This window comes from Verrucosispora sp. ts21, from assembly GCF_002879555.1.
Lineage (GTDB): Bacteria > Actinomycetota > Actinomycetes > Mycobacteriales > Micromonosporaceae > Micromonospora > Micromonospora gifhornensis.
On sequence record NZ_PNOZ01000009.1, the window covers coordinates 106,331 to 128,882 of the forward strand.

Annotated in this window: 21 protein-coding genes, 1 tRNA gene and 1 pseudogene; 11 read left to right on the plus strand and 12 right to left on the minus strand. The window is 69.4% G+C overall.

The window, feature by feature from the left end; translation table 11 throughout:
* The first annotated feature begins 19 nt into the window (after positions 1–19).
* From C1A38_RS06095 to C1A38_RS06105, 3 genes are all read left to right on the plus strand, one after another.
* A complete protein-coding gene (locus C1A38_RS06095; protein WP_102656836.1) occupies positions 20–700 on the plus strand; it encodes a peroxiredoxin-like family protein in 681 nt (226 codons plus the stop codon).
* 67 nt (positions 701–767) lie between these two features.
* Positions 768–2,096, plus strand: coding sequence for an LLM class flavin-dependent oxidoreductase (locus tag C1A38_RS06100; protein ID WP_102656837.1), 1,329 nt, complete (start codon positions 768–770; stop codon positions 2,094–2,096).
* A 120-nt stretch (positions 2,097–2,216) separates the two neighbouring features.
* Positions 2,217–2,813 (plus strand): monooxygenase family protein, encoded by a 597-nt coding sequence (locus tag C1A38_RS06105; RefSeq protein WP_233196661.1) that lies wholly within the window; start codon positions 2,217–2,219, stop codon positions 2,811–2,813.
* Between the two features lie 46 nt (positions 2,814–2,859).
* Here the strand turns inward: C1A38_RS06105 and C1A38_RS06110 are convergent, their stop codons facing one another.
* Positions 2,860–3,888, minus strand: coding sequence for an LLM class F420-dependent oxidoreductase (locus C1A38_RS06110; protein WP_233196662.1), 1,029 nt, complete (start codon positions 3,886–3,888; stop codon positions 2,860–2,862).
* Between the two features lie 259 nt (positions 3,889–4,147).
* Here C1A38_RS06110 and C1A38_RS06115 point away from each other — a divergent pair, with 259 nt between their 5' ends.
* Together C1A38_RS06115 and C1A38_RS06120 are read left to right on the plus strand one after the other, a co-directional pair.
* Positions 4,148–4,825 (plus strand): Crp/Fnr family transcriptional regulator, encoded by a 678-nt coding sequence (locus tag C1A38_RS06115; protein ID WP_102656840.1) that lies wholly within the window; start codon positions 4,148–4,150, stop codon positions 4,823–4,825.
* A gap of 253 nt (positions 4,826–5,078) precedes the next feature.
* On the plus strand, positions 5,079–6,365 hold the full coding sequence (locus tag C1A38_RS06120) for a hypothetical protein (protein WP_102656841.1): 1,287 nt from the start codon (positions 5,079–5,081) through the stop codon (positions 6,363–6,365).
* 96 nt (positions 6,366–6,461) lie between these two features.
* Here the strand turns inward: C1A38_RS06120 and C1A38_RS06125 are convergent, their stop codons facing one another.
* The 6 genes from C1A38_RS06125 to C1A38_RS06150 form a co-directional block, all read right to left on the minus strand.
* A complete protein-coding gene (locus tag C1A38_RS06125; protein ID WP_102656842.1) occupies positions 6,462–7,268 on the minus strand; it encodes an ATP-binding cassette domain-containing protein in 807 nt (268 codons plus the stop codon).
* Positions 7,265–8,512: an alanine racemase gene (locus C1A38_RS06130; RefSeq protein WP_102656843.1), complete on the minus strand. Its 1,248-nt coding sequence runs from the start codon at positions 8,510–8,512 to the stop codon at positions 7,265–7,267. The genes C1A38_RS06125 and C1A38_RS06130 overlap by 4 nt, the downstream gene beginning before the upstream one ends.
* 19 nt (positions 8,513–8,531) lie before the next feature.
* Positions 8,532–9,512: an ABC transporter permease gene (locus tag C1A38_RS06135; RefSeq protein WP_102656844.1), complete on the minus strand. Its 981-nt coding sequence runs from the start codon at positions 9,510–9,512 to the stop codon at positions 8,532–8,534.
* A complete protein-coding gene (locus tag C1A38_RS06140; RefSeq protein WP_102656845.1) occupies positions 9,513–10,541 on the minus strand; it encodes an ROK family protein in 1,029 nt (342 codons plus the stop codon).
* Positions 10,541–11,533: a phosphotriesterase family protein gene (locus tag C1A38_RS06145; RefSeq protein ID WP_102656846.1), complete on the minus strand. Its 993-nt coding sequence runs from the start codon at positions 11,531–11,533 to the stop codon at positions 10,541–10,543. Before C1A38_RS06145 ends, C1A38_RS06140 begins: the two co-directional genes overlap by 1 nt.
* A 121-nt stretch (positions 11,534–11,654) precedes the next feature.
* Positions 11,655–12,773 (minus strand): substrate-binding domain-containing protein, encoded by a 1,119-nt coding sequence (locus C1A38_RS06150; RefSeq protein WP_013731250.1) that lies wholly within the window; start codon positions 12,771–12,773, stop codon positions 11,655–11,657.
* A 401-nt stretch (positions 12,774–13,174) separates the two neighbouring features.
* Between C1A38_RS06150 and C1A38_RS06155 the strand changes: the two genes are divergently transcribed.
* The 6 genes from C1A38_RS06155 (at position 13,175) to C1A38_RS06180 (ending at position 19,488) form a co-directional block, all read left to right on the plus strand.
* Positions 13,175–14,368, plus strand: a complete 1,194-nt coding sequence (locus C1A38_RS06155) for an ROK family transcriptional regulator (protein WP_102656868.1) — start codon at positions 13,175–13,177, stop codon at positions 14,366–14,368.
* 316 nt (positions 14,369–14,684) lie between these two features.
* On the plus strand, positions 14,685–16,508 hold the full coding sequence (locus C1A38_RS06160) for an alpha/beta hydrolase-fold protein (protein ID WP_158244854.1): 1,824 nt from the start codon (positions 14,685–14,687) through the stop codon (positions 16,506–16,508).
* 134 nt (positions 16,509–16,642) lie between these two features.
* A complete protein-coding gene (locus tag C1A38_RS06165; protein WP_102656848.1) occupies positions 16,643–17,050 on the plus strand; it encodes a DUF4260 family protein in 408 nt (135 codons plus the stop codon).
* Between the two features lie 135 nt (positions 17,051–17,185).
* Entirely contained in the window at positions 17,186–17,557 is a 372-nt protein-coding gene (locus C1A38_RS06170) for a YciI family protein (protein ID WP_102656849.1), read from the plus strand.
* Positions 17,554–18,807, plus strand: coding sequence for an RNA polymerase sigma factor (locus C1A38_RS06175; RefSeq protein ID WP_199180094.1), 1,254 nt, complete (start codon positions 17,554–17,556; stop codon positions 18,805–18,807). The genes C1A38_RS06170 and C1A38_RS06175 overlap by 4 nt, the downstream gene beginning before the upstream one ends.
* A gap of 216 nt (positions 18,808–19,023) precedes the next feature.
* Positions 19,024–19,488 carry a hypothetical protein gene (locus C1A38_RS06180; protein WP_146017457.1) on the plus strand — a complete coding sequence of 155 codons (465 nt, stop codon included), beginning with the start codon at positions 19,024–19,026 and terminating at the stop codon, positions 19,486–19,488.
* Positions 19,489–19,509: 21 nt separating this feature from the next.
* Here the strand turns inward: C1A38_RS06180 and C1A38_RS06185 are convergent.
* The 5 genes and pseudogenes from C1A38_RS06185 to C1A38_RS06205 form a co-directional block, all read right to left on the minus strand.
* Positions 19,510–19,585 (minus strand) — tRNA-Arg (locus tag C1A38_RS06185).
* A gap of 221 nt (positions 19,586–19,806) precedes the next feature.
* Positions 19,807–19,950 (minus strand): nucleotidyltransferase family protein, encoded by a 144-nt coding sequence (locus tag C1A38_RS30695; protein WP_146017458.1) that lies wholly within the window; start codon positions 19,948–19,950, stop codon positions 19,807–19,809.
* A 53-nt stretch (positions 19,951–20,003) separates the two neighbouring features.
* Positions 20,004–20,607 (minus strand): annotated as a pseudogene (locus C1A38_RS31670) (DUF6244 family protein).
* A 193-nt stretch (positions 20,608–20,800) separates the two neighbouring features.
* Positions 20,801–21,250 carry a PCC domain-containing protein gene (locus tag C1A38_RS06195; protein ID WP_102656851.1) on the minus strand — a complete coding sequence of 150 codons (450 nt, stop codon included), beginning with the start codon at positions 21,248–21,250 and terminating at the stop codon, positions 20,801–20,803.
* Positions 21,251–21,493: 243 nt separating this feature from the next.
* A complete protein-coding gene (locus tag C1A38_RS06205; RefSeq protein ID WP_102656852.1) occupies positions 21,494–22,132 on the minus strand; it encodes an L-threonylcarbamoyladenylate synthase in 639 nt (212 codons plus the stop codon).
* Positions 22,133–22,552: the final 420 nt, after the last annotated feature.

The window sequence follows — 22,552 nt, forward strand, 5'->3', positions numbered from 1 at the left end:
CGCCGGAAAGGAGAAAGCGATGTCCCTCAACGAACGGCTGCAGGAGTACAAGGCCCGTCAGGAGGCGGGTGAGGTACCCCCCATCACGTCGGCCCACCTTGAGGTGATCTACCGGGAGGCGGAGGCTCTGGCCGCCTCGGGTGCCGAGGACCGGGTGCTGAAGGTGGGAGATCCGTTCCCGTCCTTCGAGCTGCCGGACGAGAACGGCGACGTCGTCTCCTCCGCCGACCTGCTGTCCCGGGGGCCGCTCGCGGTCGTCTTCTACCGGGGCATCTGGTGCGACTACTGCAACTTCGAGCTGGAGGCGTTGGAGGAGGTCTACCCGCAGATCCAGGCGCTCGGCGCGGAGCTGGTGGCGGTCTCGCCGGTCACCATGCCCAACCTGCGGGCGGCCATCCGGCGCAACAAGATCTCGTACCGGATCCTCAGCGACCGGGGTAACGCCTACGCCGCGCGGTTCAACCTGACCTACACGATGAACCAGGACCTGCTCGACGTGTGGGGCAGCTTCGGCATGGACTTCTCGCAGATCAACGGCGATGACAGCAACAGCATGACGATGCCCGGGGTGTTCCTCGCCGACCGCGACGGCGTGCTGCGCTTCGCCTCGGCGTACGCGCGCCACTGGCAGCGGACGGAGCCGGCCGACCTGATCGCGGCCATCGAGCGGCTGAGCCTGGATCACGCGGCCCAGTCCTGACCAACGGCACCGGTCGCGTCGCCACCCGTCGCCGGGTGGCGACGCGACCGGGTGTGGAGGGGGAGACATGCATCTGAACGTGTTCACCGAATGCTCGCCGTCGCCCCAGTTCGTCGGCATGTGGCGGGCACCCGGCGACGCCACCGGCACCGGCTACCGGTCGTTGGACTACTGGGCCGCGATCGCCCGACGGCTTGAGGCGGCCTGCGTCGACGCCCTGTTCTTCGCCGACATCCACGGCACCTACGACGTGTACCAGGGGTCGTGGGCGACGGCGGTACGGCACGCGGTGCAGATCCCCTCGATCGACCCGGTGCCGGTCGTCGCCGCCGCGGCGATGGCGACCACCGACCTGGGCTTCGCGGTCACCTACTCCACCACCTACCACCAGCCGTACGAGTGCGCCCGGCTGTTCTCCACGCTCGACCACCTCACCCGGGGTCGCATCGGGTGGAACATCGTCACCTCGTACCTGCGCTCGGCCACCGACAACGGGCTCGGTGAGTATCTGGACCACGACCTGCGCTACGACCGGGCCGACGAGTACATGGAGGTGGTCCGCGCACTCTGGGAGCGCAGTTGGGACGACGGCGCGGTGGTCCGCGACGTCGACGGGGACGTCTTCACCGACCCGTCCCGGGTGCGTGCCATCGACCACCAGGGTGAATGGTTCACCGTGCGCGGCCCGCACCAGTGCGAGCCGTCGCCGCAGCGCACACCGGTGCTGTACCAGGCGGGCGCGTCGGGTCGGGGGATGGCGTTCGCCGCCCGGCACGCCGAGGTGATCTTCCTGACCATGGCCGATCCGCAGAGCGGAGCCGAGACCGTGGGGCGTCTGCGTCAGCGGGTGGCCGAGGCGGGGCGTGACCCGCGCAGTGTGCGCGCCCTTCAGGGCACCATGGTGATGGTCGGCGCCGACCGTGCCGACGCGAAGCGCAAGGCCGCGCAGTACCACGAGCTGTGGAGCCCGGAGGGGCAGTTGGCGAAGTGGTGTGGCTGGATGGACATCGATCTGGCCGCGTACCCGGACGACACCCCGGTCGACGAGGTGAAGAACCAGGGCAGCCAGTCGTTCCTGGGCTTCCTGCGCGGGCTGAGCCCGGAGCGGTCGTGGACCATCGGCGACGTGCGGTACCTGGTGTCCCGCCCGCGCCGGGCCCGCCGGGACGCGCCGATGACGCTGTTCGGCACGGCCGAGGAGATCGCCGACCGGATGGAGCAGTGGCTGGAGGTCGCCGACGTCGACGGCTTCAACCTGATCCCGTGCAGCCCTTCGGACGGCCTCGGCGACATCTGCGATCTGCTGATCCCGGAGCTGCAACGGCGTGGCATGTTCCGCACCGCCTACCGCAAGGGCGAGACGCTGCGGCAGCGGTACTTCGGATCGGACGCCTGATCGCCGACGCCGGACGGCGCAGTGACGCTTTACGCGTATGTTGAAGCGTCTTGTTGGGTGGCGAGTGTCATTGCTAGTGTTCCGAAGTGTTCGACCCTTCGCTGAAAAGGATGTCCGGGCATGGGTAGGAAGCCAGTCGTGGGCCCACGGATGACAGCCGAGATCGAAGGCGATTTCGCCGTCTTCATGACCGGCATGCGGATCAACAACTTCTTCAAGGTCAACCGCTGGCTGCCGACCTTCTGGTCGATGGGTGGCGTGTTGAAGGCCATGTTCGCCGATCAGGAGGCGACCGGCGCCCTGCACGCGCACGCCTACTGGGGCAACCGGGGCGCGGTCATGATCGCCTACTTCCGTAGCATCGAGCACCTCGAACGGTTCGCCAACAACCGCGAACTGGCGCACTCCAAGGCCCTTCAGGACTACTTCCGGCGGATGAAGGACAACAACGTCGTCGGCATCTGGCACGAGTCCTACGTGGTCCGCAACGGCGAGTACGAGGCCGTCTACAACCACATGCCGGAGGCGACGGGTCTCGCCGCGGCCGGTGAGTGCGTGCCGGTCAACCGCCGGGGCAACAGCGCGTCCGCCCGCCGGGCCACCGGAGCGCGGACCGCTGCCGAGGCAGCTGCCGGTTCGGGTCGCGACGTGGAGCCGGTGGAACCGGTGGTGGACGAGATCTTCCCCGCGGTCGCCCCCGACCGCAGCATCGCCTGACGCCCCCGGTCCGGCCGGTACGCCGGCCGGACCCGGCGCGGGCCGCTCAGTCGAGCAGGTCGCGCAGCTGTTCGACGAGTCGCAGCCGGTCCCGGTGCGCGCGGGCCAGCGGAGTCACGTTGAGGGTGGTCACCCCCGCCTCCCGGTACGCGGCCAGCCGCTCGGCCACCCAGGACGCGGGCCCGATCAGGCAGGTGCCCTCCACCAGTTCCTCGGGCACCGCCTCGGCCGCCGCGTCCCGACGCCCGGCCAGGTACAACTCCTGCACGGTGCGGGCGGCCTCGCCGAACCCGTACCGCTGGGCGAGGGTGTTGTAGAAGTTGGCGCCCACCGCGCCCATGCCACCGAGGTAGAGCGCCAACTCCTGCCGGGCCAGCCGGCGCAGCCCGGTGACGTCGTCGCCGATCGCCAACAGGGCGTTGACGCTCACGTCCAGCGGCCCGAGCGAGGGGTCCCGCCGCTGGGCGCCACGGGCCAGGCTCTCGCCCCACACCGCGGCGGACCGCTCGGGATGGAAGAAGGCCGGCTGCCAGCCCTCCGCCAACTCCGCGGCCAGTTCGACGTTGCGTGGTCCGATGGCGGCGAGGGTGATCGGGATCCGTTCCCGGACCGGCTTGTTGATCAGCTTGAGTGGGCGCCCCAGGCCGGTGCCCTGCCCTTCGGGCAGCGGAATGCGGTAGTGGGTGCCCTGGTGGACCAGCTTCTCCCGGCGCCACACCCGCCGGCAGACCTCGATCACCTCGCGGGTGCGGGCCAGCGGCGCATCGAACGGTACGCCGTGGAACCCCTCGATGACCTGCGGGCCGGAGGCGCCGAGGCCGAGCGTGAACCGCCCCGACGAGACGTGGTCGAGCCCGGCGGCGGTGGTGGCGATAAGCGTCGGGGTACGCGTGTACAGCTGCATCACCCCGGAGGCGATGCCCAACCGCCGGGTCCGCCCGGCGATGAAGCCCAACTGGCTGACGGCGTCGAACGTGTACAGCTCGGCCACCAGCACCAGGTCCAGGCCGGTCTGTTCGAAGTCGACCAGCTCGTCGGCGATGTCGACGATGCCGGCGCGATAGTTGAGGGGCATGCCCAGCCGCATCGGCGACGCTCCAGTGATCGTATGTGGACGTATCCGCAAGTCTTCTTACGCCATCCCGCCGGTCCTCCACAAGGCGCAACCACCCTGACCAGAGCCGGGAGCAGCCCAGCTGCCCGGCGACCGCGGGGTACGACACCTGGCCGACTGCTTCCTCGTCTTTACGGGTATTTGTGAGCCTTCTCTAGTGTCTGCGGCGGGGATGTGGTTTCCTCAACGAGTGCTCTGCCCGCGCGGAAGGTAGGCCGACGTGACGCAAGCCAAATCCCTGTCGAGGCTCCACATCCCGGATTTCCGGGCGCTGGCGGGACGGGTGCCCGGGACCTCGCTGATCGAGGTCTCCCGCAACAGCCATGTCTATCGGTGCGGAACACGCGACGACCACGTCTACGTGGTGGAGCGTGGACAGGTCAAAACGCAGATGGTGGCCGCGAGCGGCAAACGCTGCCTGCTCTCGGTGCACGTGATGGGTGACATGTTCGGCGAGATCGCCCTGCTCGGACAGGGGCGGCTGGAATCGGCGATCGCGTTGACCCGGACGGTGCTGCTGCGCATCCCGGCAGCACGGGCCGCCGCCGTGCTGGCCGCCGAAGGCTCAGGCGACATCCTCGCCCGTCACCTTGGCAACCGACTGCGCCACCAGCAGCAGGTGGTGACGGAGATGGTGACGTTGCCGAGCGAGCTGCGTCTGGCGTACCGGCTGCTGGACCTGGCCGAGCGCTTCGGTCTGCGCGGTCCGGACGGCACCCGCGTGGACATCGCCTTCACCCAGGAGGACCTGTCCGAGATGGTCGGCACCACGCGTACCCGGATCGGTCAGTTCCTGAAACGGTTCCGTGAACTGGAATTGGTCGAGTTCACCCCTCGATCGCATCTGACCGTGCACGAGGAGCGCCTTTCCTCATGGGTTTCCACACAAACACATTGACTGCTCATTAGTGAGCAGACCGCAGAGCCGGCAACAGTAGAGGATGCCTCTCAAGGAACCCCACTTCTGAGGGAGGTCAGTATGAAGAAGCTTGTCGTTCGCAAGCTGGAGCCGATCAAGACCAGCGCCAACGCGGACTGCGTGCCCGCGATCGCCTGACACAAGGGTTCATGATCGGCGGGGATCGGTGTGAGTGATCGCTCCGGTCCCCGCCGAGCGCCGTTCGCACGCGGAAGTGGAAGGGAATCGCCCCATGGCCGTCAACACGGCTGAGTCCGTCGTCACCGTCCGCCCGTTCGTCTCGACAGTCGACGGCTCGGACGTCATCATCGGCGACACCGACCGCAAGGTCTATCTCGCCATTCCGGCCGAGGGGCTGGACATCCTGAACGCGCTCGCCGAGGGTCGGACCATCGCCGAGACCGCCCGCATCTACGAGCGCAAGCACGGCGAGCCTGTGGACGTCGAGGACTTCGTCGCCGTACTGGCCGACGAGGGTTTCGTCACCCGAGGCGGCGAGCCGGAAGCCGCCACCGAACCGGCCCACCAGCACGCGCACCGCACGGTCAAGCGGTGGAGCTTCGACTGGATCCCGCCGGCCACCGCGCGCCGGCTCACCGGTCCCGCCGTGATCCTGCCCGGCCTCGCGGTCATCCTCACCGCCGTGGCGCTGGTGATCGCCGAGCCGGGTCTGATTCCGGGCCCGCGGGTGCTGCTGTTCGAAGGCGGGAACTTCGCGATCCTCACCGTGGTCAGCGTGACGCTGGCGATGATCGGGCTGTCGTTGCACGAACTCGCGCACGCACTGGCGGCCCGCTCGGTGGGTGTGTCGGCGACTCTCGGTATCAGCAACCTCATGTACGTCCTGGTCGCGCAGACGGATATCAGCGGCATCTGGATGGCCTCCAAGCGCGCGCGGTACAAGGCATTCCTCGCCGGTTTCTTCGTCGACGCGTTCTTCGGCTCCCTGCTCGTCGCATTCCTTTTCGCCACCCGACGCAACCTCATCGACGTACCGAACTGGGCGAGTCTGCTCGCCAGCGCGGCACTGCTCACCTTCCTGGTGCGCATCGGCTTCCAGTTCTTCTTCTACCTGCGCACCGACGTCTACTACGTGATCGCGACCGCGCTGAACTGTCGCAACCTGATGTCGGACACCGAGCGGTTCCTGTCCAACGGGATCAAGCGGCTGACCTTCCGTCGGCACAAGGTGATCTCGCAGGCCGGCATTCCGCGCCGCGAAATGCGCAAGATCCGGGCGTACGCGGCGGTGTGGGTCTTCGGTCGGGTCTTCGGCCTGGTCGCCCTGATCTTCACCATCCTGCCCATGCTGTGGGTCTACCTGGAGCAGTTCGTGCTGCTGGCAATGGGCGAGCCGACCCGCTTCTCGTCGGCCGACTTCGCCACGGTCGCGGTGCTGGCCGCGCTGCTCAACGGCGGCGGACTGGCGATGTGGGGCCGCAACCTGTGGCGCGGCTGGCGCCGTCGGCGGGTGGAGGATGCTCGGACGCTCGCCCGGCAGGCCGCAGCTGCCGGCTGAACGTCCCGACGGACGCCGGGCCCCCACGCGGGGGCCCGGCGTTCCGGCGTTCGCGCCCAGAGCGGGCGTTCGGGCCCAAGGACGAGCGTTTGTGCCCTAGGACGAGGACGACTCGTCCGGTGCCGACGCGCCGGTGATCATCGAGACGATCTCGTTGCGGCTGGTGTCCTCGATGGACCGGACCCCGACCTGGCGACCACGGCGCAGCACCGCGACCCGGTCGGCGATCCGGAACACCTGATCGAGGTTGTGGCTGACCACCAGGACGGCGGCACCACGCTCCCGCAGCTTGAGGATCAACTCCTCCACCTTGGCGGTCTCCGCCACGCCCAGCGCGGCGGTCGGCTCGTCCATCAGCACCAGTCCGCTGGCCCAGTGGGTGGCTCGGCAGATCGCCACCGCCTGCCGCTGCCCACCGGAGAGATCGCGGATGATCGCCTTGGCGCTGGGAATGCGGACGTCCAGGGCGTCCACCAGGGCCTGGGTCTCCCGGGCCATCCGGCGTCGGTCGAGCAGCCGCAGCGGGCCACGGGTCAGTTCCCGGCCGAGGAACATGTTCATGTAGACCGGCTGCGAGTCGGCCAGCGCCAGGTCCTGGTAGACCACCTCGACGCCCTGCCGTCGGGCGTCGGAGGCGTCCCGGAAGGAGACCGGGCGGCCGTGCATCCGCAGTTCACCCTCGGTCGGCTGGTACACCCCGGAGATGATCTTCACGAGGGTGGACTTACCCGCGCCGTTGTCGCCGACCAGCGCGGTGATCTCCCCGGCGGCCAGTTCCAGGTCGAAGCGCTCGATCGCGACGACCCCGCCGAACTGCTTGCGGATCCCGCGCAGTTGCAGCGGCGGCGCGTTCGTACCGGTCGCGCTGCCGGTCGTGCCGGCGTTCTGGGTTGCCGCGCTCATGATGCCCTCCCGGTGCTGCCAACGGCGTGGGTGCGGGTGTCGAGGTCGTCCAACCGGAGCGGCGTCGAACCGTCGGCGGCCCAGATGCCGGGGACGGCCGGGACACCGGACCGGACGCCTGTCACGCCCGCGGTCAGGGCCCGGGTGACGAACGCCTGCGGCCGGAACCCGAACAGGACGGTGTCGCCGGGCGCGACCGCCGGTGCGTTACTGACATCGGCCATCGCGTAGTAGTCGATCGCCTCCGGCGCGGGCATCTCCACGTCGACCAGGTACGCGTCGTCGAGTCCGCCGCCGGCGGGCACGATCAGGGCGCGGGTGTCGCCCAGACCGAGCACCGGGTCGACGTAGAGCCCTCCGCCGAAGACGTAGGCCCGACCGCCCCACAGGTGCGAGACCTCGCTGACGTAGAGCACGGCCGGCTCCTCGACCAGGTCGGTGACGGCGTGCCAGGGCGTGGTGCCGGTCAGCCCGTGACCGGGCTCGACCTGCGTCGCGCCGGCCTCGGCGAGCATGCCCAGCACCGCGACGGACGTCGTACCGGGGGCGTTGATCTCGATCTGCCCACGTCCGGCCGCACGCAGCGCGGCGGCGGCCCGGCGCAGGGTGTCGAGGTTGGGTGTCGGCACGACGCGGCCGGCGGTCGCGTCGAACAGTTGGGTCGGGAAGCTGGTGACACCCGCGAACCGGGCGCCGGGCAGGGCGTCGAGCCGGTCGGCGACCGCGACGATCTCCTCGGCCGCAAAGCCACCCTCGTGCCCGCGGTAGAAGCGGTCGCCCGGGGCCATGATCCGGGCGAGCAGCGCCTGCTCCCGACCGGCGGCGGCACTCGCGGCGGCCGCTTCGGCGGCCTTGGTGTCGTTGAAGACGGTCCAGTAGGCCGGGGCGAGCGCGGCGGCGGTGGCTGCCTCGTGCCGGGGGATCTGCACCAGGTGGCCGATGTGGCCGATGCCGAGCCCACCGTGCCAGTCGGCCAGCGCGCACTGCAGGTCGACACCGACCGCCTCGGTGATTCCGGCGGCGCGGATCGTCCGGCAGAAGTCGGGGTTGCGCCCGACCTGCTTGGTCATGGCGTAGACGGACAGGCCGTGCCGGTCGGCCTCGCGCCGGATGGCGGTGGCGTTGGCCGCGACGGTGTCCAGGTCCAGCGCGTAGCAGTTGGCCGGCAGGTCACCGTTGCGGTGCAGGTCCGCGGCGGCGGCCAGGAAGGCCGGGTTGCGGCGTCGAAGCAGATCCAGAAACATGCGTGTGCTTCCTTCCTGGTCAGCTGCGCCGCTCGCGCAGCGACAGGGAGACGGCGACGAGGATGATCGCGCCGCGCGCCATCATCTGCTGGGAGACGGAGAGCCCGGCCAGGATCAGGCCGTTGTTGAGCATGCCCATCAGCAGGCTGCCCAGCAGGGCACCGACGATGGAGCCCTTGCCGCCGAACAGGCTGGTACCGCCGACGATCACCGCGGCGATGACGGACATCAGGTCGGCCTCGCCGAGGGTGTACCGGGCGCCCTGGAGGCGGCCCGCGTACAGCAGTCCGGCGATGGCGGCGCACATCGCGCTGCCCATCAGCACCATGATCTTGACGCGGATCACCTTGATGCCGCTGACCCGGGCCGCGGCCACGTTGTCGCCGATGGCGAGGGTGTGTGCCCCGTACCGGGTCTGACGCAGCACGAGGTAACCGATGACCGTCGCGGCCACCGACCAGAGCACCAGGTTGGGGATGCCGAAGACCTCGCCCTGGCCGAACAGGGACAGGAACGCGTCGTTGCTGACCGGCACCGACTGCAGGCCGGTGACCTCGCGGGCCAGGCCGGCCACCGCCCCCATGGTGGCGAGGGTGACCAGGAAGGAAGGCAGCCGTACGAGGGTGACGAAGAGCCCGTTGACCAGGCCGACCGCCGCGCCGGCGGCCAACCCGGCAGCCGCGCCGAGCAGCATGTTGTCGGTCTCCCGCAACGTCACCGCGCCGACCAGCGCGGAGAGCGCGACGACCGAGCCGATCGACAGGTCGATCTCACCGGCTGCCAGGACGAAGACCAACCCGATCGCCATCACGGTGATCGGCGCGGTCTGGATGACGATGTTCGTGAGGTTGCTTGTGGTCAGGAAGCCGTTGCTGCCCTGGGTGATGGCGAAGAACAGGAACACGACGACGAAGCCGATGTAGACGACGTAGTCGCGCCAGTTGACCCTGCGCCAGGCCGGTCTGCTGCTGGCCTTGACCGCCGTCTGGGTCTGGGTCATCTATCGTCCCTCCGCTGACTCGAAAGAGGTGTTTCGGCGAAGCTCGGCCGTGACGGGCGACGCCGCTGGATCGGGGTGGGCCGGCAGGCCGGGATGGGCTCCGGCCTGCTGCCGGGCGACCGCGATCGCGCCGAGCAGGCCGGCCCGGTCGCCGAGTTGGCTGGTCTTGATCAGCGGCACGTCCGCGCTCAGCGCGGCGACCCACCGCCGGACCGGCTCGACCAGCTCGACCCGGGCACCGATGCCGCCGCCGAGTACGACCGCCTCCGGGTCGAGTACGGCGGTGACAGCGGCGATGGCCAGGGCGATGAGGCGGGCCTCCTCGTCGATGGCGGCCCGGGCGGCCTGATCGCCGGCCGCCGCGCGATCGAAGATCACCGGCACGCCGACCTGCTCGCCGGTGGCCGTCCGGTACCGGGCGGCGAGCGCGGAACCGGCCACCGCCTCCTCCAGCGCGCCCCGGATCTGGTTCGCCGGGTCGAACGGATCGGTGCCCAGCGGCAGGTAGGAGATTTCCCCCGCCGCGCCACGGGCGCCGCGGACCAACTCGCCGTCCAGCACGATGCCCATGCCGATGCCGGTACCGACCGCCACGAACACGAAGTGCCGATGGGTACGTCCGCTGCCGAGCCACCGTTCCCCGGCGGCTGCCATGTTGACGTCGTTGTCCAGCACCACCGGGTGTCCCAGTCGGCGGGTCAGTTCGGTGCGTACGTCGAAGGCGCCGAGTTCGGAGACGTTGGGGGACAGGCCCACGGTGCCGGTCTCCGGGTCCGGTGCGCCGGGCAGACCGACAGCCGTGGCCCGTACCTGCGACCAGTCGACGCCGCCTCGCCTGGCCAACTCGCGCAGCAGGGTGTCGATCTGGGCGGCGACCGCGGTTCCGCCACGGGGGTCGGTGGCCAGCACGTCCTCGGCCACGATGTGGCCGGTGAGATCGGCGAGCGCGGCCAGGACCTTCGTGCCACCGAGGTCGACCCCGGTGACGTACCCGGCCGGAGCGGACGATGTGTGCGGGTGCCCGGCCATCAGCCGACCGTCAGCAGTCGGGCCGGGTTGGCCACCAGCATCTGGTCGATCGCCTCCGGCGGCACACCGAGCCGGGCGAGCCCCGGCACGATCTCCTGACCGAGGTACGAGTACCCGAGGCGGCCGTGGGTGCGCGGGTTCAGGTACGCCTCGGCCCCGGTCAGGTCCATCGAGAGCAGAATCCGGTCGGCGTACCCGTCCCGGACCAGTCCGGCGAGCATCTCCAGTCGGGCCCGGTCCGGCCGGTGGTACGCCCGCTTGGCGAACTCGCCCTCCGGCGGGTTCTCCGGCAGCGGCGCCAGGACGAAGTCCCAGAACTGCTTGCCGATCGTGTCGAAGGCGATGTTGACGCCGGTCGCCAGGACCGCCCGCAGGTAGTCGGGGTCCGGGTTGATGTCCAGGTGGCCGATGACGATCCGAGAGAGGTCGGCCTTCTCCTCGCGGAGGATCTCGACCTGCTCCAACGCCATCGTGCCGTGGGTGGTGTGGGTGTTCACCGCCAGCCCGGTGGCCACGTGGGCGCGGGCGGCGGCCCGCAGGCACTTCTCCTCGTGCGGGGTGATCTCGTTGAGCCCGGTGGCCTGCTCCCCGAAGATGCCGACCTTGATGCCGGTGTCTCCCACGCCGATGGTGGCGTCGGCGATGAACCGCTCCCGCATCTCGTCCACGCCGGCGGTCAACGCCCAGCTCGGCGAGTACGGCTCCAGGTAGATCGCCGATCCGGCCACGATGTGCAGCCCGGTACGCTGCGCCACCTCGCGGAGCAGGGTCACGTCATGACCCACCACCTCGTACGGGGACAGGTCCACCACCGTGCCGAAGCCCAGCTCCGGCAGGCCGCGTACGGCGTCGACGGCGAGGTCCGCGCGGTCGTCACCGGCACCGCCGGCCAGCCATGGACCGGGCACCAGCGCGCCGAGGTGCTCGTGACTCAGCACCCGGCCGAGCGACTCGGGTGGCACCGGCCCGAGGACTGTCTGGACGTACCCCATCTGATCTTCTCCTTGCCGATCGACGCACCGGCGTCACGGTCGAGGGCTGCCGTGTCGCGCGGCCGGGGTGAGGTCCGGGGCCGTCCGCCAGAAAAGGCCCCGGACCTCACGTCATCTGCGGTCAGTTGCCGAGCACCTCGGCCGGCGGCTCCTGGCCGTAGTCGTCGCGCCAGGCCTCGGCGATGTTCTCCTTGGTGGCCGCCATCGGCGCGCTCACGACCAGCTCCGGCGCCTGCTTGCCGAGCAGCCCGTAGGCGGCGACGATGCCCAGGTTCTGGCCGAGCCGGGTGGAGCCGTTGCCGATGACGCCGACGACGTTGCCGCCCTTGACCAGGTCGGCGGCGAGGTTCGCCTCCAGGTCATTGGTGACGATCTTGACGTCGGTACGCCCCTGCTGCCGGGTCGCGGCGAGCACGCCCTCCGCGGCGGTGGCCCAGGCGACGTAGACGCCGTTGAGGTCGGCGTGGCGGGTCAGCATCGCGGTGGCGATGTCCTCGGTACGCGCCGGGTCGGAGAAGCCGGTCTCCTCGACGATCTCGATGTCCGGGTAGAGGTAGCCGAGCCAGTCCTTGAACGCCTTGTCCCGCTGGTTGGTGAACCAGAAGTCGGCGTCGTGGTAGACGTAGCCGACCTTGCCCTTGCCGCCGAGTGCCTTGCCGAGCAGTTCCGCGTTGGCCTTACCGAACGCGGTCAGGTCGACGGTGACGATCCCGACGATCTGCTCCCCGGCCTTGAAGTCCTTCGGCGGGGTGGTCATCACGACCAGCTTGACGCCGGCGTCCACGGCGGGCTTGAAGGCCGCCGCCGCGGCGGTCGGGTCGACCGCGATGGTGACGATCAGGTCCGGCTTGAGGGCCAGGACGGTCTGCACGTTGTTGGCCTGCCGGGCCGGGTCGAACTCGGCGCTGGTGCTGGCCAGCACCTTGATGCCGAGTTCGTCGAACTCCTTGCGGACCCCGGACTCCACCGCCTGGGTCAGCGCGGAGCCCTCGTGCCAGACGAAGGCGGCCGAGTAGTTGCCGTCCTTGACCTTCTGCCGCTCCTCGGGGGTGAGCGAGAGCTGGTCGGCGGCGGTCGGGGTCTCCCCGCCGGGGCCCACGAACGACAGGCTCGGTTCGGTACGGGGGCCGCTCGACGCGCCGCCGTTGCCGCCGGACGTCTCGTTCGAGCAGGCGCCGACCATGAGCGCCAGGGCGCAGAGCGCGCCCAGGGCGGCCCCACGTCTACGGCTGAGTTTCATTGCTCTTACCTCCAGCAACGGGGGTCCGGGACCGGGTGGTGCCGGACTGACACGGGGTTCCGACGCGACCGGCGCGGCACGTGACGGGGGCACGCGCCGCAGCCCCGGGGGTACCGATGGGGGCCGGCGACCTCTATTTCCGTTCAGACTGAAAGTATTATCGCGATCGTCACACTCCGTCAAGAGTCCTGGTCGGAGACCCCTAGCACTAGCTTCGACCCGTACGATCCGCATTTCGGCTACCTCGCACCGCCTCGCGCGGGCGGCCCGAGGGTGGTCCAACGCTCAGAGGCGATCACTCTCGGTGGTGTCGGTACGCCAGGAGGCTCGGATATTGGTTGTTGCCTACCATCGGCGCGGCCCTTAGCATTCGGGTGGAAAAAAAATAGGTGGAGGTGGACGTGGAAGCCCGAGCACCGCGGCGCGCCAACCGCTCGACCGTGCTCGCCCACGTCCTGACGCACGGGCCGGTCACCCGCACGGCCATCGGTCAGGAGACCGACCTTTCCCCGGCCACCGTCTCGCGCATCGTCGAGCAACTGCTCGACGAGGGACTGCTTGTCGAGACGGACGGCACCCCGACCGCGACCCGGGGCCGGCGCGCGACGCGGGTGGCGATCGCCGCCGGACGCGGCGTCGTCTGCGGAGTCGACGTCGGCGGATCAAACGTCCGGATGGTGGTGGCCGATCTGGCCGCCACGCCGCTGGTGAGCCGGACCGTCCCCACGCCGGCCCAGTACGACGCCCCCCGGCTGGCCCAGTGGCTCGCCGACCTGATCCGGCAGACCGTCGGCGACAACCTGGACCGGCTCGACTGCGTGGCGGTGGGGCTGCCCGGTGCGGTCCGCGAACACGACCGCGCGGTGTCCAACGCGCCGAACCTTCCCCAGGTGGAGGACCCGGAGTTCCTGCGGTTGCTGGAGAAACGTCTGTCCACCGGGGTCGAGGTGGACAACGACTCCAACTACGCGCTCCTCGGCGAGCTGCGCTTCGGTGCCGCCCGCAACGCGCAGACCGCGGTGATGTTCACCATCGGCGCCGGGCTCGGTGCCGGCGTCGCCATCGACCGGCGGCTGTTCCGTGGCCGTAGCGGCATGGTCGGCGAGTTCGGACACCTGCCGGCCGGTCCGCTGGGCACCTCGCTCGAACAGATCATCAGCGGGCCCGGCATCCTCGCCCGCGCCCGTGATCTCGGCCTGCCGTTCGACAATCCGGCCGACGTGTTCCGCTCCACCGACTCTCGCCTGGTGCCGGTCAAGCAGTACGTCGAGCAGGCGTTGCTGATCATCCTCACCGCTGCGGTGGTGGCCTACGAGCCCGAGGTGATCGTCCTCGGTGGCGGCATCTCCCACGCGCTCAAGCCCGACCTCGGCCGGCTGGGGGGTCGGCTGCGGGAGATCGTGCCGGTCACCGCGGCGGCCGTGCAGAGCGCCGAACTCGGGGACCTCTCCGGTGCGCTGGGCGCCGTGGTGGCGGCGTTGCACACCGCGTACGGGCGACTCGGGCTCGCCGAACCCGACCTCGCGCACGTTCCCCAGCCGGATGCGCTCGCCGGCTGCGACCTGCACGCGTTGTCCGCCAACGCGATCGCCTGACCGTTCGCGCCGATCAGCTCCACTGTGGAGTTGGGTGGTGGCTGCCTGCTGTGTGGTCCCGTCGAGGCCGTGAGCAGGAGCGATCGACGGCCCGCGGAGCCCGCAACCCTTGACATCGAAACGTGTGCGCCGCCACACTGTGGCCTGCTAATTCGATTTAGCGCACGGCGGGTTCCCGGCAGAAGGCAGCCGGGCTCATCGCCCTGACCGGACACCACACCGACAAGCCGCCAACGAGACTGCAAGGGAGCGTGCTCAGATGAAGAGAGCGATCGGAAGGGGCCCGGTCAGACGGGCGATCACCATGCTCGCGTTCATGTCACTCGGTGTCGGCGCGGTCGTCTCCGCGCCGGCTGCCGCCGCCACACCCACCACAGTGGAGGGTGCCACCGTACGGGCGGACAACGGTTCCCCGACCGGATACACAGTCGACTTCGTCTACCGCAATCCGCACGCCACCCAGGTCCGCCTCGCCGGAGACCTGACGCTGCTCGACGTCAGCACCGGCAACACGCGCTACCAGCCGGAAGCGTGGCAGACCGGCCGGTACCACGCCGGCGGGACCGAGTTCCTGCGGGACATGACCAGGGACGCCGACGGAAACTGGTCGGTCTCGGTGCCCCTGCACGCGGGCAGCCTCAGCTACTGGTACCGCGTCTGGGACCCGACCCAGGGCTGGGAGAACAAGCGCATCTGGGATCCCGCCTCGACGAACCCACGTCCCCCGGGCCAGTCATCGTTCCGGGTCCGGAACAACGACGTGCTCGACGCCGTCTACGTGCCGTACGCCGACAAGCAGAACGACCCCGTGCTCAAGGAGCGCGCGGAATACGAACTGCCCGCGGCCGACCCCGCACACCGGGGCACCGTCCAGTACGTCCCGTACACCACGATCCTCGGCGACAGCGGCCACTACCTCGGCGTATACCTGCCGGCCGGCTACGACGCCAACCGCCCCGAGCCGTACAAGGTCGCCTACCTCGCGCACGGCATCTTCGGCGACGAGACCGACTTCATGGTCCCCGCGAACGTCCCCAACATCCTGGACAACATGACGGCCAAGGGTGAGATCGAGCCGACGGTCGTGGTCACCATGGGCAACCACTTCACCGGCACCAGCCTCGGCTTCGCCTCGTACAACCAGACCAACGCCGCCAACAACCTGGTCCAGACGATCCTCCCGTTCATCGAGGAGCGCTACCACGTCTCGACCGAGCGCGAAGGCCGCGCGTACGCCGGATTCTCGTACGGCGGGATGACCGGTGCGCACGTCATCCGGGGCTACCCGACCACCTTCGCCTTCTACGGGCACTTCTCCGGCAACCCGTCGCTGACCGCGCAGGACTACGACAACGTCGCCGCCGCGGTCGGCGACGACGACCTGTTCGTGTTCCTCGGCAACGGGGTCTTCGAGGGCAACCTGAACGCCCAGAACACCATCGCGAACAACTTCCGGGCCCGGGGCTACCGCGCCGCGACGACCCAGGTCCCCGGCGCGCACGACGGCATGACCGCGAGCCAACTGTTCACCATCTTCGCCCGGGACCACCTCTGGACCGGCGTCGACTCGGTGTCGGTGTCGCCCGCGACCGAGGAGCTGACCAAGGGCTGGAACTGGCGCACGCAGTTCACCGCCGACGTGAGCACCAACGAGGGCGTCAGCCCGGCGGTGACCTGGTCGGTCGAGGGCGCCGCCTCGGCGGCAACGACCATCTCCGCCGACGGTCTGCTCTCGGTGGCCGCGAACGAGACCGCGTCGACGCTCACCGTCGTGGCGACGTCCGTGGTCGACCCGACCAAGTCCGGCTCGGCCACGGTCAGCCTGACCGCGCCGGGCACGACCCGCGTCGTGGTCAAGGCGAAGGCCGCGCCCGCATCAATCGTCCGGGGCGGCACCTTCACGCTCACCGTCGACCTGCGGGCCCAGACCCAGCACAAGAAGGCGCCGACGGTGACCGGTGAGATCGCCGTGACCTTCGGCGGCACCACCCAACTGGTGGCGCTGACCAACGGCTCGGCCGTGGTCGACCTGCCGACCAGCGGCCTGCCGGCCGGGGGATACCCGGTCCACGTCGCCTACTCCGGTGACCCGACCTACGCCCCCACCGCCGCAGTCCACCAGCAGTTGCGAGTGCGGTAACCAGCACACGTGAGTGGGCCGGCGACGCCAGGTCGCCGGCCCACCCGCGCGCGGGGGCCACGCTCGTCGAATGCCAGGTCGGCGTAGATTCAGACTGCCGCCCGACCCGGCAGACGACGAGAGGGGTACCGGGAATGAAGCCGGTCACGACACAGCGCATCGAGTCCGCTGCCGTCGCCGTCCTCGCCGTCGTCGTCACCCTCTCCGTCGGGTACGCGTGGTGGTGGCTGCTCGCCCTGTTCCTCCTCTTCGACCTCTCCATGCTCGGCTACCTGCGCGGTCCGCACCTCGGCGCCGCCTGCTACAACCTGGTGCACTCGTACACCCTGCCGGCCCTGCTCGGCGCGGTGGCGGTGGCCGCCGCGGCGGCCGGCGAACCGATCGACTGGCTCGGCATCCTCGCCGTCGCCTGGGTGTTCCACGTCGCCCTCGACCGCGCCCTCGGCTACGGACTCAAGACCACCGAGGGTTTCGAACACACCCACCTCGGTCTGATCGGACAGGCCCGGCGCGCCCACCAGGTCACGACCCGCGAACGATGAGCAGCGCAGAATCGACCGCTGCGCGGGGTCTCCGACAGATGATTGAGCCGCAGGCCTGACGATTCCGGCCCGCGCCGATCGTCATCTCCGTGCCGGTGCCGAGGCGGCACCGCACCGAGAGCGGAGGAGAAGCCGATGCGCTACGCACTGATGATCCACTACCCCGAGCCGGGCGAGGGCGAACTCACCGACGAGGTCATCGCGGAGGCGAAAACCGCATTCGACGCGTACGGCCGGGCGCTGAGCGCCGCCGGGGTCCTCCTGGCGGCCGACATCCTGCAACCCGCCGCCGCCACGACCACCGTCACCCGCAGAGACGGCAACCTGCGGGTGCAGGACGGGCCCTTCGCCGAGACCAGGGAGGCCCTGGCCGGGGTGTTCCTCCTCGACGTACCCGACCTCGACGCCGCCATCGGCTGGGCGGAGAAGTGCCCGGCCGCGCAGTGGGGCGTCATCGAGGTACGGCCCACCGCGACGGCGTTCGTCGACGGATCCTGGACGAGTTGACCACCAGCGACGAGGGGCGGGCGGCCGCAGCTGTCGCGGCGCGCGACAGTTACGGTCGGCTGCTCGCCCTGCTGTCCACCTCCACAAGCGACATCGTCTGGGCCGAGGACGCCCTGGCCGACGCGTTCGAGCGGGCCCTGCGCAGCTGGCCCGACCAGGGCGTGCCGAACAACCCCACCGGATGGCTGCTGACCGTCGCGCGTAACCGGCTCCGGGACCACTGGAAGTCGGCACAGTGGCAGCGCAACGTCCCGCTCGACGTCGAGCGGGACGCCCCCGTACACCTCGACGCGCTCGACCCCGACGCCATCCCCGACCGGCGACTGGAACTGATGCTCGTCTGCGCCCACCCGGCGATCGAACGCACCGCACACACCCCCCTGATGCTCAACACCGTGCTCGGCTTCACCGCCGAGCAGGTCGGCCGAGCCTTCTCCACACCCACCTCGACGATGGCGACCCGCCTGGTACGCGCGAAGCAACGCATCAAGGCCACCGGCATCCCGTTCCGCATCCCCGACCGCAGCGACCTGCCGGGTCGGATGGCCGCGGTCCTCGAGGCCATCTACGGTGCGTACGTCATCGACTGGGCGACGACCGGCCCGCAGGCCCGCCCGGTGCCCACCGAGGCGCTGCACCTCGCCGAGGTACTCACCACGCTGGTTCCCGACGACCCCGAGGCGCACGGGCTGGCCGCCCTTGTCCAGCTCTCGGCCGCACGCCTACCCGCCCGCCTCGACGAACACGGACGATTCGTGCCGCTGGCCGAGCAGGACCCGACCCGCTGGAACGAACCCCTGATCCACCGGGCACACCAGCACCTACGCACCGCCCACGCCCGCCGACACCTCGGACGCTTCCAACTCGAAGCCGCCGTCCAGGCAGTGCACTGCGCCCGCAGACACACCGGTACCACCGACTGGCCGGCCCTGCTGGACCTGCACCGCGCGCTCCACACGCTCGCACCGTCGCTCGGCGGTGCCGTCGCCCTCGCGGTCGCCACCGCCGAAGTCGAGGGCCCGGCAGCCGGACTCGCCCGACTCGACGAACTGCTGAACCCGACGGACGATCGGGCCCGACGGTTCCAGCCCGCCAAAGCCACCCGTGCCCACCTGCTCGAACGGCTCGGCCGCCACACCGAAGCCGCCGCCGCGTACGACAGCGCCATCGCCCTCACCCACGACCCCGCCGAACGCGGGTACCTGGAGCATCGCCGCGCTCTAATGCGCTCGGCACCTGACCGGCCCTGAGCGGCATCGGGGATCTCGAAGGCCGCGAACTGTGCATCCCAACGGGCGTGCAACGGGCACGGCGGGACCAAGCCGATTGCGCTCGCACCTTCAGTTCGTAAGATCGAAGATCACGGCCGACAACGACCTGTTGGGGCAGGCCAGCGGCAGGACGTTGGGGACCGTTCGTGCCCGCTGATGACCGCCGGGTGTACGGGCTACTGGCACGTGGATGGCATGGATGCCCTCTTCATTGCGAGGATCGAACTGGCTTCTGCCACATCGATGCACCGAGCGAGGCTCACCATGGAAATCGCCCAAGACGGACCCTTCCTTGTCGTCGAACGCGAGCGGTTCGTTGCACGCTTTCCCGCCGACCCGAGCAGTGACCTGGAGCAACTTCAGGACCAAGACATCTACGTGACCGTCACCGGAGGCCCCACCTACTACGCGACCGTCATGACCCTCCAAGCGATCGATGCCGTACTCCGCCGGTGGACACAGACCGGGGAAGCCGCTGGCGGAAGGTACTTCTGGTCCACGGACCTGGTCATCACGCCCCGGCCAGGCGTCACCGCGATGATCGAAGCGATCGACGGACTTGTCCGCGAAGGAGAGATCGCTCAGGCATGCCAGGTCATCCCCGACCCGATGGGCAGCCACGGTGCCCCAGATTCCAGCGCCCAGAAGGCGGATCAGTGATCGGCGATCATGGCTGTGAGCTGGTGCCCCCGGCAGGATTCGAACCTGCGACACACGGTTTAGGAAACCGATGCTCTATCCCCTGAGCTACGAGGGCGCGACGGCCTAGTCTAGCGACCTGGGGGTTCACCTGGGGTGGCAGGGAGTGGCCCACGTTCACCCGCGTTCCCCGGACCCCCGTTCGCCCAGCCCAGGACCACACCCGGAGCACACGAACCCCGGTTTGCGACCGGCGGTCGGCCGCGGTGACCCGCGTTGGCACCGGTTCACCCGGGTTGGCATCCGCTGGAGAGCACACACCGCGCACATCATCGAAGATCATGTGGGGCTACCCGCTTGCCGGCTGGGCGTCGCCTCCCACAGGGGGTCCGGCCACGTCGCCTTCAGCCGCGCGGCGGCCCGGTCGGCGTTGTCGCGGGTCAGGTCCACCGGGTCGAGGAAGACGACGTCGATGTCACGCACGGACGGCGGGTCGAAGCCGCATCGTCCGTCAGCGGGTCACCCACGCGGTTGGCTCATGGGGTGATGAGGTCGGCTACACCGTAGTGGCTCCACCAGGTAGGCCGATGTCTGTGGAGTTCGCCCGCGGTGCGGGTCAGCAGGAGCCAGTTTCCCGACGACCCCAACTGCCGGGCCTGCGCGATTGCCGCTTCGACGGCCTGCCGGGCCCCGCCAGTGCGCAACGACCAGCACCAGGACCTGCTTGATGGCCTCCAAGGCCCGCAGCAGCGGCCCGGGCTGCCCGCCCTGCAGGACCATGGCGACGAGTTGCTGCGCCTCACCGACTCCGGTGTTGGCCACGGTCGCCGCGTTACGAGCGGCGTCCACGGCGCTCTGCACAGGCGCCAGCCCGGCGATCGTCTCCTGCGGGGTGGCCTCGTTCGGCACCGCCCCGGTGGCCTTCGTAGCTTCACCGATTGAGCCGGCGAGCCTTCCCAAGCCGCCCTGGATGCCAGCAATCGCATTGCGCACCCGCCGCCACGGCGACGAAGCCCGCCCCCGCGGCCGCAACGCCACCTCCTACGCCTGGCTGTCGACGGCAGCCGCCAACCCCTGCGCGCGTTCGACCCCGGTCATCAACGCGCGAAGTTCACCGGCGATCTTCTCGATCTGCGACACGTGGCCGGCATCCCCAATCGATGAAAGTAAAAGTGATCGACAGCTGAAACTACCGTGCTCCTCGCGGGGCCACTAGACGCCGGCGAGGCGGTCAGCAGGGGTCGCAGACAGCCACCGCTATGCGAGCAGGTCACTTGAGCGGCTTACGGTCAAGATGCCACTTCGTGTGGCAGGCGTGGATACCACTGGCCCCTCAGTTGTCGCCGATGCGCAACAGCGGCACGTCGTAGAGCCTCGCCTCGGGGATACGACGCATGACGGACGCAGCGACCTCGATGATCAGCATTTCGGTGAGGAACTGGACTGTCGCGGCGAGTAGGTGACTGGTGTGGCCGGTCGCGCTGTGCTCCTTGAGTCCGACGCTGACGTGGATGTGCGGCGCGACCCGGTCGTGGGTGTCGGCGTAGGCGATGGTGCCGCCGCCGAGTGCTTCGATGGTGGTCAGGTGCACCCGGTCCCAAACCGGGGCATGGGGGTTGTCCAGGCGCTGGCAGGTGCCGACGATCCCGACCGTGCTGAACCCGGCGATGTAGCCATGCCGGATGCCGTTGACGCGGCAGGTGTCGGCGAGGGCGGTGAAGTCCTCGCCATGACTGAGGGTGACGCCGATCATCCGTCCGGGCGTGAGGTCATGGCTCCGCATGCTGGAACTCCCGGGTCGAGGGGGGCGGGCGAATAGCCTTGATGAGTCCGGGGACGCACCTGCGTGGGCCGCATTTCGCGACCTCGGCCAGCAGTGCGACGACTGCGGGCTGCGTGTTGTCGGCGTCAGTGAGGACCGCCAGCCGGAGCTCTGGTCGGTGGCGTCCACGCGTTTCCTCTCGCCCGAACGTGTGGCACCTGAAAAGCCGCGCGACTCTGCTCACTTCTTGACATGAGGGAGGTTTCAAGAAACAGCCGCGATGGCTGCATTGACGGCGCGGTCGTGGACAACCCCCGATCTCGTGATCTTCGCCTGCGGTTCGGTGCAGTCGACGATAGTTAGGTGATTGCCCAGTGGGCTGATGCCACCGTCGATGCAATACGCGACGCTGAGCTCGGACTCCGCTACAAACCCTTCAACCTCCGCTGCGGTGATCGCTGGGCCTAACGTCTTGGTCGGGTCGGAAAGGTTGGCCGTCGTGGCGGCGATGGGAACGCGGCTTCGTCCGGCAAGTTGACCGAGCAGGCCAGGGTCGAGGGTCACGAGAGCGTTAGGCACGCCGACGGGCTGGTGCTGCTCAGCGAATTCCGAGTCTCGCCAACGTAGGATCATGGCCAAGTCTCCGGGCCAGAAGGCCGTGGCGAGTTGGATCGCGGCTGGCGTCATGATGAACAGCTCGTCGGCTGCGACGAGCGATGGCAGTATGAAGGCCAACGACTTCGCTCGTGGTCGGCCCTTGCCAGTGTAGATGCGCGCGCAGGCGTCGTGGTCGCGCGCGTTGGCGCAAATCATGTACCAACGTCGAGTTGGGACAATGACAAGTTCGCCAGCTTCGAGTGCTTCAATCGCCAGCGGGAGTTCGTCGGGTCGGATCAATTTCACGACATCAGCCCTTCAGGGCTCGGGGTGACATGCTGCTTTGCCCTGCACCAATATGGTTCTGCCGGACGGCGTCGCGCCAGCCAGTCGGGGCAAAGGCGTATTGGCCCCAGACATGCCGAGCCGCGACCGGAGGCGAATGCACGCTCGCGCCAGCAGAGTCCTGCGCCACCTGAGGCGCGCGCCAATAGATGCTCCATGGGTGTCGGGATCGGCTATCGCACTCGTTCGGCGAGTGGCGGGAAGTCCAGCCACGGATCGCGAAGCGCGGCGAGACGGTGGCTAGCATGGTTGACGTGGGATACGCGGAAATAGGCCATGATCCGCGGCGCAGCGGTCATGTTCCGGCCAACGGCGTGGGGGACTAACCTCGATGATTCGTGCCTGACGCCGGCTCCTTCGGCCCGGCGGAGCTGATCGTTG

Coding starts and splice junctions, on each gene's coding strand:
- C1A38_RS06095 (WP_102656836.1), top strand. CDS start 20: ATGTCCCTCAACGAACGGCTGCAGGAGTACAAGGCCCGTCAGGAGGCG.
- C1A38_RS06100 (WP_102656837.1), top strand. CDS start 768: ATGCATCTGAACGTGTTCACCGAATGCTCGCCGTCGCCCCAGTTCGTC.
- C1A38_RS06105 (WP_233196661.1), top strand. CDS start 2,217: ATGGGTAGGAAGCCAGTCGTGGGCCCACGGATGACAGCCGAGATCGAA.
- C1A38_RS06110 (WP_233196662.1), bottom strand. CDS start 3,888: ATGCCCCTCAACTATCGCGCCGGCATCGTCGACATCGCCGACGAGCTG.
- C1A38_RS06120 (WP_102656841.1), top strand. CDS start 5,079: ATGGCCGTCAACACGGCTGAGTCCGTCGTCACCGTCCGCCCGTTCGTC.
- C1A38_RS06125 (WP_102656842.1), bottom strand. CDS start 7,268: ATGAGCGCGGCAACCCAGAACGCCGGCACGACCGGCAGCGCGACCGGT.
- C1A38_RS06130 (WP_102656843.1), bottom strand. CDS start 8,512: ATGTTTCTGGATCTGCTTCGACGCCGCAACCCGGCCTTCCTGGCCGCC.
- C1A38_RS06135 (WP_102656844.1), bottom strand. CDS start 9,512: ATGACCCAGACCCAGACGGCGGTCAAGGCCAGCAGCAGACCGGCCTGG.
- C1A38_RS06140 (WP_102656845.1), bottom strand. CDS start 10,541: ATGGCCGGGCACCCGCACACATCGTCCGCTCCGGCCGGGTACGTCACC.
- C1A38_RS06145 (WP_102656846.1), bottom strand. CDS start 11,533: ATGGGGTACGTCCAGACAGTCCTCGGGCCGGTGCCACCCGAGTCGCTC.
- C1A38_RS06150 (WP_013731250.1), bottom strand. CDS start 12,773: ATGAAACTCAGCCGTAGACGTGGGGCCGCCCTGGGCGCGCTCTGCGCC.
- C1A38_RS06160 (WP_158244854.1), top strand. CDS start 14,685: ATGTCACTCGGTGTCGGCGCGGTCGTCTCCGCGCCGGCTGCCGCCGCC.
- C1A38_RS06165 (WP_102656848.1), top strand. CDS start 16,643: ATGAAGCCGGTCACGACACAGCGCATCGAGTCCGCTGCCGTCGCCGTC.
- C1A38_RS06170 (WP_102656849.1), top strand. CDS start 17,186: ATGCGCTACGCACTGATGATCCACTACCCCGAGCCGGGCGAGGGCGAA.
- C1A38_RS06180 (WP_146017457.1), top strand. CDS start 19,024: ATGGATGCCCTCTTCATTGCGAGGATCGAACTGGCTTCTGCCACATCG.
- C1A38_RS06195 (WP_102656851.1), bottom strand. CDS start 21,250: ATGCGGAGCCATGACCTCACGCCCGGACGGATGATCGGCGTCACCCTC.